The 15,038-nt window shown below is 72.6% G+C and carries 13 protein-coding genes; 3 read left to right on the forward strand and 10 right to left on the reverse strand.

The genetic code is table 11. From position 1 onward, the window contains the following. Window position 1: 1 nt before the first annotated feature. The 9 genes from era to MR1_RS01275 are packed head-to-tail and all read right to left on the reverse strand — an operon-like array spanning window position 2 to window position 8,412. Window positions 2–967, reverse strand: coding sequence for a GTPase Era (gene era, locus MR1_RS01235; protein ID WP_084344268.1), 966 nt, complete (start codon window positions 965–967; stop codon window positions 2–4). Next, window positions 957–2,264: a hemolysin family protein gene (locus MR1_RS01240; protein WP_067242658.1), complete on the reverse strand. Its 1,308-nt coding sequence runs from the start codon at window positions 2,262–2,264 to the stop codon at window positions 957–959. Before MR1_RS01240 ends, era begins: the two co-directional genes overlap by 11 nt. Next, complete coding sequence (gene ybeY, locus MR1_RS01245) at window positions 2,261–2,722, reverse strand: rRNA maturation RNase YbeY (protein WP_067242660.1); 462 nt, start codon at window positions 2,720–2,722, stop codon at window positions 2,261–2,263. Before ybeY ends, MR1_RS01240 begins: the two co-directional genes overlap by 4 nt. Continuing rightward, complete coding sequence (locus MR1_RS01250; RefSeq protein WP_255218062.1) at window positions 2,719–3,759, reverse strand: PhoH family protein; 1,041 nt, start codon at window positions 3,757–3,759, stop codon at window positions 2,719–2,721. The genes ybeY and MR1_RS01250 overlap by 4 nt, the downstream gene beginning before the upstream one ends. A 52-nt stretch (window positions 3,760–3,811) precedes the next feature. Then, complete coding sequence (locus MR1_RS01255) at window positions 3,812–4,159, reverse strand: HIT domain-containing protein (protein ID WP_067242665.1); 348 nt, start codon at window positions 4,157–4,159, stop codon at window positions 3,812–3,814. Between the two features lie 55 nt (window positions 4,160–4,214). Continuing rightward, entirely contained in the window at window positions 4,215–4,943 is a 729-nt protein-coding gene (locus MR1_RS01260) for a 16S rRNA (uracil(1498)-N(3))-methyltransferase (RefSeq protein ID WP_067242667.1), read from the reverse strand. Between the two features lie 12 nt (window positions 4,944–4,955). Beyond that, the gene (gene dnaJ, locus MR1_RS01265; RefSeq protein ID WP_067242669.1) at window positions 4,956–6,056 is read right to left on the reverse strand and encodes a molecular chaperone DnaJ; all 1,101 of its coding nucleotides are present in this window, start codon (window positions 6,054–6,056) and stop codon (window positions 4,956–4,958) included. Between the two features lie 48 nt (window positions 6,057–6,104). Beyond that, a complete protein-coding gene (gene hrcA, locus MR1_RS01270) occupies window positions 6,105–7,139 on the reverse strand; it encodes a heat-inducible transcriptional repressor HrcA (RefSeq protein ID WP_067242670.1) in 1,035 nt (344 codons plus the stop codon). A 43-nt stretch (window positions 7,140–7,182) separates the two neighbouring features. Then, complete coding sequence (locus tag MR1_RS01275; RefSeq protein WP_157517847.1) at window positions 7,183–8,412, reverse strand: PucR family transcriptional regulator; 1,230 nt, start codon at window positions 8,410–8,412, stop codon at window positions 7,183–7,185. 98 nt (window positions 8,413–8,510) lie between these two features. Here MR1_RS01275 and MR1_RS01280 point away from each other — a divergent pair, with 98 nt between their 5' ends. The 3 genes from MR1_RS01280 to MR1_RS01290 are packed head-to-tail and all read left to right on the forward strand — an operon-like array spanning window position 8,511 to window position 13,713. Beyond that, on the forward strand, window positions 8,511–9,875 hold the full coding sequence (locus MR1_RS01280; protein ID WP_067242674.1) for an MFS transporter: 1,365 nt from the start codon (window positions 8,511–8,513) through the stop codon (window positions 9,873–9,875). Further along, a complete protein-coding gene (locus tag MR1_RS01285) occupies window positions 9,872–12,292 on the forward strand; it encodes an alpha-L-rhamnosidase-related protein (protein ID WP_067242676.1) in 2,421 nt (806 codons plus the stop codon). Before MR1_RS01280 ends, MR1_RS01285 begins: the two co-directional genes overlap by 4 nt. After that, the gene (locus MR1_RS01290; RefSeq protein WP_067242678.1) at window positions 12,289–13,713 is read left to right on the forward strand and encodes a carboxylesterase/lipase family protein; all 1,425 of its coding nucleotides are present in this window, start codon (window positions 12,289–12,291) and stop codon (window positions 13,711–13,713) included. The genes MR1_RS01285 and MR1_RS01290 overlap by 4 nt, the downstream gene beginning before the upstream one ends. A gap of 93 nt (window positions 13,714–13,806) precedes the next feature. On the opposite strand, the gene hemW is transcribed toward MR1_RS01290, so the two are convergent. Then, window positions 13,807–15,024 carry a radical SAM family heme chaperone HemW gene (gene hemW, locus MR1_RS01295; protein ID WP_067242680.1) on the reverse strand — a complete coding sequence of 406 codons (1,218 nt, stop codon included), beginning with the start codon at window positions 15,022–15,024 and terminating at the stop codon, window positions 13,807–13,809. Window positions 15,025–15,038: the final 14 nt, after the last annotated feature.

The following is a 15,038-nucleotide window of genomic DNA, read 5'->3' on the forward strand; positions in this document are numbered from 1 at the left end:
GTCAGAACCCGAGCCGGCCGAGCTGCTTCGGATCGCGCTGCCACTCCTTGGCCACACGCACGTGCAGCCCCAGGAACACCCGCGTCCCGAGCATCTCCTCGATCCCGACCCGCGCGCGCGAGCCGACGTCCCGCAGACGCGCGCCCTTGTGCCCGATGATGATCCCCTTCTGGCTGTCCCGTTCCACGACGATGCTGGCGTGCACGTCGAGGATGTCCGAGTCCTCGCGCGGGGCGACGTCGTCGATCGTGACGGCGATCGAGTGCGGCAGCTCATCCCGCACGCCCTCCAGGGCCGCCTCCCGGATGATCTCGGCCATGCGGTCCTCGTCGGACTCGTCGGTCACCGTGTCCTCCGCGTACAGCGCGGGCCCCTCCGGCATGAGGGCGAGAAGCTCGTCGGCCAGCACGTCCAGCTGCAGACGGGTGAGCGCGGAGAGCGGGATCACCGCCGCCCAGTCCTCGCGGAGGGAATCGACCTCCATGAGCCGCTCGGTGATCTCGTCCCTCGCGGCGGCATCCGCCTTGGTGACGATCGCGACCTTCTTCGCGCGCGGGTAGCCGTCGAGCGATGCCGCGATGCGGCGGTCCCCGGGCCCGACCTTCTGGTCCGCGGGCACACAGAAGCCGATGACGTCCACGTCTCCCAGGACCTGCTCGACGAGATCGTTCAGCCGCTCCCCGAGCAGGGTGCGCGGGCGATGGATCCCCGGGGTGTCCACGATGACGAGCTGGCCGTCCGGGCGCGTCACGACCCCTCGGATCGCACGGCGCGTGGTCTGCGGCTTCTCGCTGGTGATCGCGATCTTCTCGCCCACCAAGGCGTTGGTGAGCGTGGACTTGCCGACGTTGGGCCTGCCGACGAACGTGACGAACCCGCTGCGGTGCGGCGATTCCAGGCCGGCTCCCTCCGGGCGGGCCTGCTCGAGACCGGCCGGCTCAGCCCCCGCGTCGTGCTCAATGTCCATGCTGGTCCTCCTCCTGCTGCTGCGCCTCTTCGCCCGGGGGCTCCTCCGCGCGCTCGACGAACACCGTCGCGAGCCCGCGGCCCCGTCCTCGGGACGTCCCCCCGGTGAGGACCAGCCCCCGAACGTTCGCGGTCGAGCCGGGTTGCGGGATCCGGCCCAGCTCCTTGGCGAGGAGACCCGCGATGGAATCGACGTCGTCGTCCTCGAGCTCCACGCCGAACAGGTCGCCCACATCCTCCAGGCTCGTGCGCGCGCTCACCCGGTATCGTCCGGGCGCGACGGCCACGACCTCCGCGATCGGCTGGTCGTACTCGTCGGCGATCTCCCCGACGAGCTCCTCGATGAGATCCTCCAGCGTGATGAGCCCGGAGATGCCGCCGTGCTCGTCGACCACCAGGCACACGTGCACGGCATCCCGCTTCATCTGCTGCAGCAGCGTCTCCGCGCGCATGGACTCCGGCACGAAGGCCGGCGGGCGGGCGATCTCGCGCATCGTGGCGTTGCGCCACCCGGTCTCGTCGCGGAAGGCGAACTGGACGAGATCCTTCAGGTACAGCACGCCGACGACGTCGTCGGCATCATCGTCGACGACCGGCACCCGGGAGACGCCGCGGTCCAGGAACAGCGACATCGCCTCCGTCGGCGTGGCATCCGCATCCACGGTGACCATGTCGGTGCGCGGCACCATCACCGCCCGCACGAACTGATCGGTGAAGTCGAACACGGAGTGGATGAGCGCGCGGTCGTCGGCCTCGATGAGGTCATGGGACGCGGCCTCGTCGACCATGCTCAGCAGCTGCTCCTCGGAGGCGAAGCTCGTCCGCCCTCCGCCGGGGGTCACGCGCGCACCGAGCACGGCCAGCCCCTGCGCGAGCGGCCCCATGATGATCCGCAGGCCGCGGATCACCGGCGCGCACCCGCGCAGCATGGTGTCGGCGTGCCGCCGCCCGAAGGAGCGCGGGCTGGCGCCCACGAGCACGAAGGTGATGCCGGTCATCAGCACCGCGGCTGCCAGCATGGCCCACCAGATCTCGTCCAGCAGCAGCACGAACGCGACGGTCACGAGGACCGCGGCGGTGGTCTCGGACAGCACGCGGATGAAGGCGACGGCGTTCGCGTGCGGATCCGGATCCTGCGCGATGCGCTGGAGGGCCACGGCGTTTCGCCCTTCGCCGCTCATCTCGACCAGGTCCGAGCGAGAGGTCACGGAGAACGCGGCGTCGATGGCCGCCATCAGCCCGCCGAAGCCCACGAGCAGCACGGCGCCGGCGAGGAGGAGGAGCGCGGTGACGGTCATCGGCGGCGACGTTCGGCGGCCGCGAAGCCGACGATCAGCTCCTTCTGGAGCCCGAACATCTCCCGCTCCTCATCCGGCTCGGCATGGTCGAAACCGAGAAGGTGCAGGAGACCGTGCGTGGTCAGCAGGATCAGCTCGTCCATGAGACTGTGGCCGGCGGTGACGGCCTGTCCCTCCGCGACCTGGGGACACAGCACGATGTCGCCGAGCAGCCCCGGGGGCGTCGGGCGGTCCACGGTGCCCGGCCGCAGCTCGTCCATCGGGAAGCTCAGCACATCGGTGGGACCGGGCTCGTCCATCCACTGCACGTGGAGGGCCTCCATGGCGCCCTCGTCCACGAGCACGATCGCGACGTCGGCGTCCGGGCTCACGTTGAGCTGGGCGAGGTTGTGCTCCGTCAGCCGCAGCAGCACCGTCTCGTCGACGTCGATGGCGGACTCGTTGTTGATCTCGATCATGAGCGTCCTCGTTTCGGCATGCGGTCCCGCGGCCCGCCCTGTGTCCCGTGCGCCCGCAGGGAGGATCGCCGCTCCGCGCGATTGGCGAACTCCGCGGCCTGCTCACGCTCGGTCCGCGCCGCCAGGCGCTGCTCGTCGTACTCGCTGTACGCGTCCACGATGCGGCCCACGAGCGTGTGCCGGACGACGTCGTCGCTGGTGAGCCGGGAGAAGTGGATGTCGTCGATGTCCTTGAGGACGCGCGTGACGAGCCGCAGACCGGAGGCGCCCTGCGGCAGGTCGACCTGCGTGATGTCGCCGGTGACCACCATCTTCGTGCCGAAGCCCAGCCGGGTCAGGAACATCTTCATCTGCTCCGGCGTGGTGTTCTGCGCCTCGTCGAGCACGACGAAGGAGTCGTTGAGCGTGCGGCCGCGCATGTACGCGAGCGGAGCCACCTCGATCGTCCCCGTGGCCATCAGCCGCGGCACGATCTCGGGGTCCATCATCTCGTTGAGCGCGTCGTAGAGCGGGCGCAGGTACGGATCGATCTTGTCGGTGAGCGTACCCGGGAGGAACCCGAGCCGCTCCCCCGCCTCCACCGCGGGGCGCGTGAGGATGATCCGCTCGACCTCCTTGCGCTGCAGCGCCTGCACGGCCTTCGCCATCGCGAGGTAGGTCTTCCCCGTGCCGGCGGGTCCGATGCCGAAGACGATCGTGTTCTCCTCGATCGCGTCGACGTACTCCTTCTGTCCGAGCGTCTTCGGGCGGATCACGCGTCCTCGAGAGGACAGGATGGCCTCGCCGAGCACCTCGCTCGGGCGCGGACCGTCGCCGCGGCCCAGGATGCGGGCGGACTGCGTCACGTCGGCGGGACCGAGATCGTGCCCGGACCTCGTCATCGCGATCAGCTCCTCCACGAGGGCGCGGGCCGCTGCCACGGCCTCCGAAGCGCCGGTGAGCGTGATCTCGTTCCCGCGCACGAGCACCTCCACCTCCGGGTGCTCCTTCTCCAGCACGCGCAGGAGCCGGTCCTGGGGTCCGAGCAGCTGGACCATCGCGATGCCGTCCGCCTCGATGCGCGCGGTGATGCGGCGCTCTGCCGATTCGTCAGAAGCCAACGAGCTTGTTCTCCTCGATGTTGCCGAGCACATGGGCGTGCACGTGGAAGACGGACTGGGCGGCGCTCGCGCCGTTGTTGAAGATCAGGCGGTACTCGCCGTTCGCGTGCTCATCGGCGATGCGCTTCGCGGCCGCGACGAGCTCGGCGAGCAGACCGGGGTCGCCCGCCGCCAGCTCCGTGACGTCGCGGTACTCCTCGGTCTTCGGGATGACGAGCGCGTGCAGCGGCGCCTGCGGGTTGATGTCCCGGATCACGAACACGCGGCCGGTGTCGAGCAGGATCTCGCCGGGGATCTCGCCGTTCAGGATGCGTGTGAAGATCGAGGGCTCGGTCATGCGTGCCAGTCTATCCGCGCCGGTGGGCCCGCGTCCGTCGTCGCGGCGCCTCTCCTCACCAGCGTCCGAGCGCGGACGAGAGCAGGGCGATCGCGGCCGGACCCGCCGTGGAGGTGCGCAGCACGGTGTCGCCGAGCCGGACGCGCTCGGCTCCCGCGTCGCTGAGCCGCTCGAGCTCCTCCGGTGCGATTCCGCCCTCCGGGCCGACGACGAGGACGAGGTCGCGGTCATCGACCTCGATGGCCGAGAGCCGTCCGGGCGCGGTGGGGTCGAGGAGCAGCACGCGCTGGGCGGCCGCCCGCGCGACGAGGTCGGCGGTGCGCTCCGGGGCGGCGACGTCCGGGATCCAGGCGCGATGCGCCTGCTTCGCGGCCTCGCGCACGATGCTGCTCCAGCGCTCGCGCCCCTTGACCGCCTTGGCGCCCTCCCAGCGGGACACGCTGCGCGCGGCCTGCCACGGCACGATCTCGTCGGCCCCGAGCTCGCACGCGGCCTGCACGGCGAGCTCGTCCCTGTCCCCCTTCGCGAGCGCCTGCGCCAGCACGATCCGCGGAGCCGGACGGGGCACCTCCTGTCGCCCGGTGATGCGCACGTCGACCCGCCCGGGCTCGACGTGCTCGGCGCGGCCTTCGAGCCAGACGCCCTGCCCGTCGCCGAGGGTCACGACCTCGTCGGGACGCACGCGGCGGACCACCGCCGCGTGCTTGGCCTCCGCCCCGGTGAGCGAGACGACCGCGCCCGGTTCGGCGCCCGCGGCGTCGTCGGTGAGGAAGTGCAGCGCCATGGCCAGCCCCGATCAGCCGTTGCGGAAACGGTCGCGAAGCTTGGAGAAGAGCCCCTGATGGAACTCCGACAGCCGCGGGGACGGCGCCTTGGCGCGCTTGGCGAAGTCCTCGATCAGCGCGCGCTGCTTGCCGTCGAGCTTCGTCGGGGTGAGCACCTGGACGCCGACGCGCAGGTCTCCGCGCTGGCTGCCGCGCAGCGGGGTGATCCCCCGCCCCTTGATCGTCAGCACGTCGCCGGACTGGACGCCCGGGCGGATCTCCAGATCCACCGGCCCGTCCAGGCCGTCGATCGTCGTCGTGGTCCCGAGGATCGCATCGGTCATCGCGACCTCGAGCGTGGCGAGCAGATCGTCGCCCTCCCGGCTGAACGTCGGATGCGGCGTGACGGTGACCTCGATGTACAGGTCGCCGTTCGGCCCGCCCGCGCGCCCGACCTCGCCGGACCCGGGAAGCTGCAGCCGGAGCCCGGTCTCGACGCCGGCGGGGATGTCGAGGCCGACGGTGCGCCGCGAACGGACACGGCCCTGGCCGTTGCAGGTGGCGCAGGGATACGGGATGGTCGTGCCGTAGCCCTCGCAGGATCCACACGGCGCCGTCGTCAGCACCGTGCCCAGCAGACCGCGGACCTGCTGCTGCACGTGGCCGGTGCCGCGGCAGATGTCGCAGGTGACCGGAGAGGTCCCCTCCTGGCAGCACGAGCCCTGGCAGGTCTCGCAGAGGACCGCAGTGTCGACCTCGATGTCCCGGTGGACGCCGAACACGACGTCGCCGAGGTCGAGGGTGATCCGCACGAGCGCGTCCTGTCCCCGCTCGCGCCGGGAACGCGGACGTGCGGAGCGCCCGCCGCCGGCCGCTCCGAAGAAGGTCTCGAAGATGTCGCCGAACCCGCCGAATCCGCCGCCGTTCTCGTCGCCGCCCATGTCGTAGCGGCGCCGCGCATCGGCGTCGCTGAGCACGTCGTACGCGTGCGTCACGAGCTTGAACCGCTCGGCGGCCTCTTCGCTCGGGTTGACGTCCGGGTGGAGCTGGCGCGCCAGCCTCCGGTACGCCTTCTTGATCTCCTCCTCGCTCGCGTCACGGGACACGCCGAGGACCTCGTAGTGGTCAGCCACAGTCACCTTTCCGGACGGGCGTGCTCCGCCTCGTCCCCCGCGCGTCGCTCAGCGACCCGCCTCATCCTCGTCGAGCAGCCGCGACAGATAGCGGGCCACGGCCCGCGCCGCCGCGAGGTTGCTCGGATAGTCCATGCGCGTCGGGCCCATGACGCCGACGCGCGCCGTCCCGCCCGGCGACATGTAGTTGCTCGCCACGATCGACGCCTCGGGCAGCCCGAAGGCCTCGTTCTCCGCGCCGATGCTCGCGGCGAGCCCCTGCTCGTCCGTGACCATCTCGCTCATCAGACGCAGCAGGGTCACCTGCTCCTCGATCGCCTCCAGGAGCGGGTGGATGCTGCCGCGGAAGTCGTGCTCCCGGCGGGCGAGGGTCGCCGCGCCCGCCATCACCAGCCGTTCCTGGCGGAACTCCTCCAGCTCCTCGGACACGGCACGGACCAGCGCGGCCTGCGCGATCCCGAGCGGAGTGGTCTCGGGGGCGTCCTGGAGGGCCGCGATCCCTTCGAGGCCCCGACGCACCGAACGGCCCGTGAGCAGGACCGTGAGACGTGCCCGCACGACGGCGATCTCGGCGTCGTCGAGGTCGGCGGGAAGGGTCACGATGCGCTGCGAGACCCCACCGGCATCCGTGACGAGCACGGTCAGCAGGCGGTTCGGCGCGAGGGCGACCAGCTCCACGTGCGTGACGTGCGCCCGTGCGAACGACGGGTATTGCGCGAGCGCCACCTGGCCGGTCAGCCGCGTCAGCACCCGCACCGTCCGCACCATGAGGTCGTCGAGATCGGCGGGATCCGTGAGGAACGCGGTGATCGCGGAGCGCTGCGCGCTCGAGAGCGGGCGCAGCTGCGCCAGGTGGTCGACGAAGACCCGGTACCCCTTGTCGGTCGGCACCCGGCCCGACGACGTGTGGGGCGCGACGATCAGGTCCTCGTCCTCCAGCTGCGCCATGTCGTTGCGGATCGTGGCCGCGGACACGCCGAAGGCATGCCGCTCGACGATCGACTTGCTGCCGACCGGCTCGTTCGTCTCGACGAAGTCCTCCACGATGGCGCGAAGGACCTGGAGGCCCCGTTCACTGACCATCCCGCCCTCCTTCGCTGGCACTCGCCCGTACTGAGTGCCAATTCTACTCGGTTCCGCCGGAAACGCTCCCCGCCGCACCGCCGCGGGCGTCCTCCTCCCGCCGCGCCGCGATCAGCGCTGCCCGCAGCTGCGCGGCCCCGGTGGGCGTGGTCGCGTCCCATCCGCACAGGACGGCGATGCGGCCGAGACGGTAGTCGACCGTGTTCGGGTGCACGTGCAGAGCCGCCGCCGTCCTCCTCCTGTCCCCCTCCAGCGCCAGATAGCGCCGCGCCGTGAGGACGAGATCCTCGCTCAGGGGATCCAGGGAGCGAGCAAGGGCCTGCCGCGCAGGCCCGGGACGGGAGTTCTGGTAGTCGAGCAGCATCGCGTCCAAGGTCGCGACGCGACCGGTCCCGCCGACGTCGTCCCGGACGAGCGCGAGGGCGAGCAGCTCCTCCGCGACGCCGACCGCGTCGGCCACCCCGGCCGGCGACGCGTCGCTCCAGCCTGCTGCGGACCGGTCTCCGAATGCCGCCGCCAGACTCTCGCCGATCCGCTCAGCCACGCCCGGTCCCCGCACCGGAACGAGGGCCGTGCCGCCCGCGGACGTGAGCACCGCGAGCACTTCCTCGCCCGGGACCGCGGCGTCGATCGCCGCGCGGAGCCGTTGGACGTCCCGTCGCGCGGCGACGCCGTCCGGCGCCCCGCCGGGCTCTCCCACGATCCGCACCGCCAGCACGCCGTACCGATCGGCGAGCGGCCGCCCGGACCGGTGCGCCGCGGAGACCGCGTCCCCACCCTGGGTCAGCGCGGTGAACAGGGCGAACCGCCCCTCCCTCTCCCCCGCATGCACGACGGTCCAGACGCGTTCCTGGTCCTCCGCGAGAGCGCCGCCGATCCGCTCCAGCAGGCGCATCAGCCGCTCGCCGGCGTCCGCCACCGCCGACGCCTCGTCCGACGCTGCGCGCTCGCGCACGAGCGCCCAGACCTCCTGGATCCCGCGGTGGTACGCGGTCATGACCGAGGCGAGGGAGGCGCCCTCTTCGAACCGGCGGATCGCGGAGGCGCGGATCAGCTCCAGGTCCGCCTCGCGCCCGGCGAGGACATCGGCGACCGCCCGGAGGCTCTGCGCCACGGACCACCGGATGTCCGCGGCGATCGACGTCGCGCCCATGCCGTGGGCCGCCGGGTCGGTCGGCGCGATCGCTGCGATCACCCGGTCGACGAGCTCCCGGGAATCCCTGACCTCGGCAGAGAGGTCGCGCCCGGAGAGTCGGATAGCGGATGTTGTCATACATCACAAACTACGCCCCGCGAGTTCCGGGAGTCGCCCACTGGTCCGAGGGAGGGCTGTGACCGACCATGAGAGAAACCCCCGAAGAAAGGTCGACGATGACCGCCTCCGCGCTTCCCACGGCCCCGGCCGCCGCCGACGTCCGACTCTCCGAGAAGGCGGGCTATCTCGCCGCCAACCTCGGCAACATCGTGCTGTCCACCGTGATCGGGTCCTTCCTGCTGATCTACCTGACCGACCACGTCGGCATCGGCGCCGCCGCGGTCGGCACGCTCCTGCTGGTCGCGCGCGTCGTCGACGGGGCCACCGACCCGCTCATGGGGTACCTCGTCGACCACCTGCCGCGGACGCGCTGGGGCCGCTTCCGGACGTATCTCCTCCTCGGGGGCGGGGTCGCCGCGGTGAGCTTCGCGGCGCTGTTCCTCGTGCCGGGGTGGGCCGGCGGCGCGCTCCTGGCGGCCTGGATCACGTATCTCGTCTGGGGCATCGCCTTCGATCTCATGGACATCCCCTTGAACGCGCTCCTGCCGACCATGAGCGCGTCCCCGCGCACCCGAGGTCGTCTCGCGGCGATCAAGGGCGCGACCTACCTGCTCGGCACCGTACTGGTGATCGGCGTGTCCCTCCCCCTCGTCTCGCTGCTCGGCGGAGGTGCTGCGGGGTGGCAGGTCTACGCCGTCGTCGTCGCCGTCGTCTCGTTCGCGCTCACCGCGACGGGCGCTATCCTGACCCGGGAGCGAGTGACGCCCGTCCATAGCGAGAGGTACGGCCTCCGCGACCTGCGGGCGCTGTTCTTCTCCTCCCGTGCCGTCCCGGTGCTCCTCGTCTCCAAGCTCGCCACGAGCGCCGGCAACGCCGCCCTGATGGCCGGAATCCCGTTCTTCTTCACGTACTACGCGGGAAGCGCCGGGCTCGTCAGCGCGGTGGCCCTCGTGATGGCCGCGCCGATGGTCATCGGCAGCATCGGCGGCCCGCTCATCGGCCAGCGGGTCGGGTTCAAGCCCGCCTATCTCGCCAGCCTCGCCGTCGCCGCCGTCGGGATCGGCTCGATCCTCCTGCTCCCCGGTCTTCCCGGATCCGTCTACCTCGTCTGTTTCGGCGCGGCCGGACTGGGCTTCGGCGGCGCCGTCGCCCTCAACTACGCGCTGCTGGCCGAGCTGACCGACCACGTGGAGCTGCGCGGCGGGTTCCGGACCGAAGGCGCACTCGCCTCGATCGGCTCGTTCGCCGCCAAGGCCGGCGCCGGGATCGGCGGCGCCCTGGTCGCCTACGTCCTCGCCGTCACCGGCTACGTCCCCGGCGGCGAGCAGACGCCGCCGTCACTCATGGGGATCGCTCTGGCCCAGTCGGGGGTTCCCGTGGCGCTCGTCCTGCTCGGAGGTCTCGTGTTCCTGGCCTACCCCATCACCCGCGACGAGGCGGCGCGCACCCGGGCCGCCCTGGCAGAGAGGAATCGCCCATGAGCACCGCGACCTGGCCACGGCAGACGACGGCGCGCCCGTGGCGCGGCCGGTGGATCTGGTCGCGGACCACGGGCCTCGTCGTCCCCGGACCCGAGGAGCCCCTCGGGGCTCTCGACCCCGGGACGTCGGACCAGCGCGTCCTGCTGCGCCGGTCCTTCAGCCTGCCGTCGACCCCCGGCCGCGCGACGCTGTTCGCCACGGCCGACGCGCGCTACGCCGCCTGGATCAACGGGGAACGGGTCGGCTCGGGGCCGGCACGTCATGACGCCGACGCGCTCACGTACGACGAGTGGGACGTCACGGCCCTACTGCGCCCCGGCCTGAACACCATCGCCGTCCTGGCACGCTTCTACGGCCACTCCGTCCCGTGGTGGACCCCGTCCCGGGCGTCGCACACGATGGGCGCCGGAGCCTTCGCCGCGGAGCTGGAGGCCGACGGCGAGGGAATCGTCGCGACCGACGCGGAGTGGATCGCCTGCGACGCGGACGCGTGGACGCCCGCCGCGCCGCAGGGCGTCCTCGCGTCGCAGCCTGCCGAGCTCTTCGACGCGCGCCGTCTGGACCCGGACTGGACCACGCGACCGGATCCGTCCGGTGCGTGGCACCCGGCGAGGGAGATCCGCGAGCAGTCGATCATCGGCCCCCGCGGCCGCACCACGCCGGGCGGTGAGCCGTACGGCGCGGTGCTCCCGCGGCAGGCCCCCGCCCTCGCGGAGACGCCCCTGGCGCTGCCGACCGGCGAGCTGGCTCGCAGCGGGAGCGACGCTGTCGCCGCGACGACCGCGCAGCTCGTCGCCGCGCTCGCCGACGACATCTCCACCGGACGCGTCACCGTCCTCGACGTCGGCCGCATCGTGTCCGGCCGGCTGCGGCTGACGTTCGCCGGGACCGCCGGCGACATCGTCCGCGGCGGTCTCCTCGAGGCGGTGGGACCGGCTGCGTTCGAGAGCGCCGCCCCGCTGCAGCTCGTGCTCCGCGACGGCGAGACCGTGATCGAGCCCTTCGATCTCGTGGCCGGACGCTTCCTGGTCCTCAGCGCCTCGGCCGCCGAGGCGCTGCCGCGACTCATCCGTGCGGAACTCGTGGAGACGCACCGACCGCGCCACGGTGCCTCGTTCTCCAGCAGCGACGAGCTCCTCAACCGGATCGTGGCCGTGAGCCTGCGCACCGTCGACCTCAGCGCGGCGGACGCGTACCTCGACTGCCCGACCCGCGAGCGCCGCGCCTGGACAGGGGACGCGGTCGTCCATCAGAGCGTCGATCTCGTCGCCAACGCGGACTGGTCCCTGGCGGTGTGGAACCCTCAGCTGCTCGCGCGGCCCCGTCCGGACGGAATGCTCCCGATGGCGGCGGCGGGCGACTTCGCCTCACCCCGGATCCCGCCGATCCCGGACTGGGCACTGCACTGGATCGCATCCGTCCACAACCTCTTCCGGTACACCGGCGACCGCGGGCTCGTCGGCGGCCTGCTGCCGACGGTCGAGGGTGTCCTCCGCTGGTTCCTGCCCTATCTGCGGGACGGACGGCTCGTCGACGTGCCCGGGTGGGTGCTCATCGACTGGTCTCCCGTCCAGGTGCGCGGCTCGAGCGCCGCGCTCACCGCGCTGTGGGCGCGTGCGCTGCGGCAGTTCGCCGAGATGGCCTCGTGGCAGGGTGACCGGGGACGCGCCGACTGGGCGGACGGGCTTCACGCCGACGTCCGCGACGGGTTCGAGGCGTACTGGGACGAGGCCCGTGGCGCGTATCGCGACAACATCCTCCCCGACGGGTCCCTCGGCTCCGGTGTCAGCGAGCACGTCGCCGCGGCGGCGGTCCTCGCCGGCATCGTCCCGGCAGATCGCCGCAGCGACGTCCGCCGCCTCCTCACCGACCGCGCCGTCATGTTCACCCGGAGTCCGCTCGCCGACCATGGCGCCGATCAGCGGGGCCCGAGCGCGGGTTCGCCGGTGTGGCGCCGCGATGAGCCGGACTGGGACACCGAGCGTTTCGTCGTGGGCGCGCAGCCGTTCTTCCGCTCCCTCGTGCATGCCGCCGTCGCGGAGCTCGGCGGCGATCTTCTGCCCCTGTACCGGGACTGGGATCTGCTCCTGGCGACGGGACCGACCGCTCTCCGGGAGTGCTGGGAGGGCGGGTCGTACTGTCACGGCTGGTCAGCGACGGTCGCACACGACGTCATCGTGCACACCCTCGGGGTGACGCCGGAGCTCCCCGGATACGAGCGGGCGCGGGTCGCACCGAGGCCCGAGACGCTGGAGCGTGTCCGCGCGGTCGTTCCGACTCCGCACGGCGCCATCGACGTGCGCGTGGAGGGCGACGCACTGACCCTCGCGACGCCCGTGCCCGCCACCGTCCGGTGGAACGGCGAGGAGCACGACCTCAGCCCGGGAACGCACGTACTGTCCGGAGCCGTACGATGACGAGCGTGAGCGATGCCGTCGAGGTCCGTCTGTCCCCGGGTACCGTACGCGGCGAGGAGATCGCCGGAGTCCACCGATTCCTCGGGATCCCCTATGCCGCGGCCCCGTTCGGCGAGAACCGGTTCCGCTCCCCGCAGCCGGCTCCCGCCTGGGAGGGCGTCCGGACGGCCACCGCCTTCGGCGCCACCGCCCCGCAGTCCCCGTACGGGGGTGCGACCGCCGAGCTGCTCGGATCGGTCCGGATCGAGGGCGACGAGATCCTCACCGCGAACGTGTGGGCCCCGTCGTCGGCGTCCGGGGCGCCCGTCGTGCTCTGGATCCACGGCGGGGCGCTGGAGCGCGGCACCGCCGCCCTGACGATCTACGACGGCACTCCGTTCGCCCGCGCCGGCATCGTCTTCGTCTCGATCAACTACCGGCTCGGCGCCGAAGGCTTCTCCATCCTGGACGATGCGCCTCGCAACCTCGGCCTCCAGGACGCGGCGGCCGCCCTGCGCTGGGTCCACCGCGAGATCGCGGCATTCGGCGGCGACCCTGCGCGGATCACCCTGATGGGCGAGTCCGCGGGCGGCGCCCTGGTCGCCGCGCTGCTGGCCCGCGACGACACCCGCGAACGCGTGGCCGGAGCCATCATCCAGTCCGGGCCGCTCGACGCCCAGACGCCGCAGAAGGGCGGACGCGTCACCGCACAGGTCGCACGGCTGCTGGGTGTCGGGACGGATCGCGCGTCGTTCGCCGCGGTGTCGCCGGAGCGCCTGCTCGACGCTCGCCGCCGCCAGTCCGCGGGATCGTCCCCGCTCGGAGGCGCGCCGGGCTATCAGCTCGTGATCGATCCGGAGACGCTCCCCCGCCAGCCGCGTGAGGCGGTGGCGGACGCGGGAATCCCCGTCCTGATCGGCACGAACACCGACGAGTACCGGCTGTGGTTTCCCCCGGAGTCCCTCGCGGCGATCCGTCCGGCGAAGCTGCTCCTCGCCCGCCTCGCGCTGCGGATCCCCGGACGCGCCGTCCGGGCGTACCGCGCGGATGCGCCCGGCGCCTCGACCGGTGAGATCTTCGGACAGCTCGCGACCGACGTGCTGCTGCGCGCCCCGATGACCCGTGCCGCACGGGCCCGCCGCTCCCCCACCTACGTCTACGAGTTCGCGTGGCGCAGTCGCATCCGCGACCTTCGCGCCGCGCACGCCCTGGAGCTGGGCTTCGTCTTCGATGCGCTGGCGGATCCCGAGTCGCAGCGCATGACCGGCCCGGAGGCCCCGCAGGAGCTGGCCGACGAGATGCACTCGGCCTGGGTACGGTTCATCCGCGAGCAGGATCCGGGGTGGCCCGCGTTCGACGAGCGCCGCACGACCCGGCTCTTCGACGCGGCGTCCGCCACCGTGCCCCAACGGCGCACGTCCGGTCTCGATCTGCTTCCCTGAGCGGCTCGGCCCGCCCTGCTCGCCCGTCAGTCGGTCGGCGGCCGGTCAGTCGGCCGCCCGGTCAGTCGGTCAGCCGGTCAGTCGGCCGCCCGGTCAGTCGGTCAGGGTGCGCACGACCGCGTCCGCCAGCAGGCGCCCGCGCCGCGTGAGCACGAGCAGCCCGCGCACGGCGGCGCCGCCCTCGACGAGACCGTCCGCGATGAGTCCGGCCACGCGTGGCCGCACGGCTTCGGGCAGGACCTCCAGCGGCAGTCCCTCGGCCAGGCGGGATCCGAGCAGGATGCGCTCCAGCAGCGCCGCCTGCGCGTCGGGCCGTTCGGTGCCGGCGGCCGGCGACTCCCCCGCCGCCAGGCGCTGGGCATACGCGGCCGGGTGCCGCACGTTCCACCAGCGCAGGCCCGCGACGTGACTGTGGGCGCCGGGACCGAAGCCCCACCAGTCGGAACCGCGCCAGTACGCGAGGTTGTGCCGGGAGCGCTGGTCGGCGCTGCGCGCCCAGTTGCTCACCTCGTACCAGCCGAGACCCGCCGCTGCCAGCCGCTCGTCGGCCAGCTCGTACATGTCCGCCTGAAGATCGTCGTCGGGAGCGGCGACCTCACCACGGCGGATCTGGCGGGCGAGCTTGGTGCCGTCCTCGATGATCAGGGCGTAGGCCGACACGTGGTCGGGCGCGAGCGCGACCGCCGCGTCCACCGAGGCGCGCCAGTCGTCCAGGGTCTCGCCGGGGGCGCCGTAGATGAGGTCGACGCTGACGGACAGGCCCGCTTCCCGCGCGGCCTCGACCGCCGTGCGCACGTTCTCCGGGCGATGGGTCCTGTCCAGCGCCGCGAGCACGTGCGGTACCGCCGACTGCATGCCGATCGACATCCGGGTCACCCCCGCGGCCGCGAGCTCCCGCGCGACCGGAGCCGTGACGGTGTCGGGGTTCGCCTCGACGGTGACCTCGGCGCCGGCGCACAGGCCGAACGCGTCCACGGCGCCGGCCAGCATCCGGGCGAGGTCGCCGGGCGGCAGGAGCGTGGGCGTGCCACCGCCGAAGAAGACCGTGTCCATGGGCCGCAGCGCGCCCCGCTCCGCCAGAATGCCGCGGGCGAGCGCGACCTCCTGGAGCAGCGTGTCCGCGTACGTGTCCTGGCGGGCGCCGCGCAGCTCGGAGGCGGTGTAGGTGTTGAAATCGCAGTATCCGCAGCGGACCCGGCAGAACGGCACGTGCAGGTACGCCGAGAAGGGCGTCGACGCGTCGATCGGCAGGTCCTCCGGCAGACGGCCGTCGGCCGGGGCGGGATCGCCGAGCGGAAGGGGTCCGGCCATCAGCGCCGACCCCT

Origin of the sequence: Microbacterium resistens NBRC 103078 (assembly GCF_001552355.1) — a bacterium.
Lineage (GTDB): Bacteria > Actinomycetota > Actinomycetes > Actinomycetales > Microbacteriaceae > Microbacterium > Microbacterium resistens.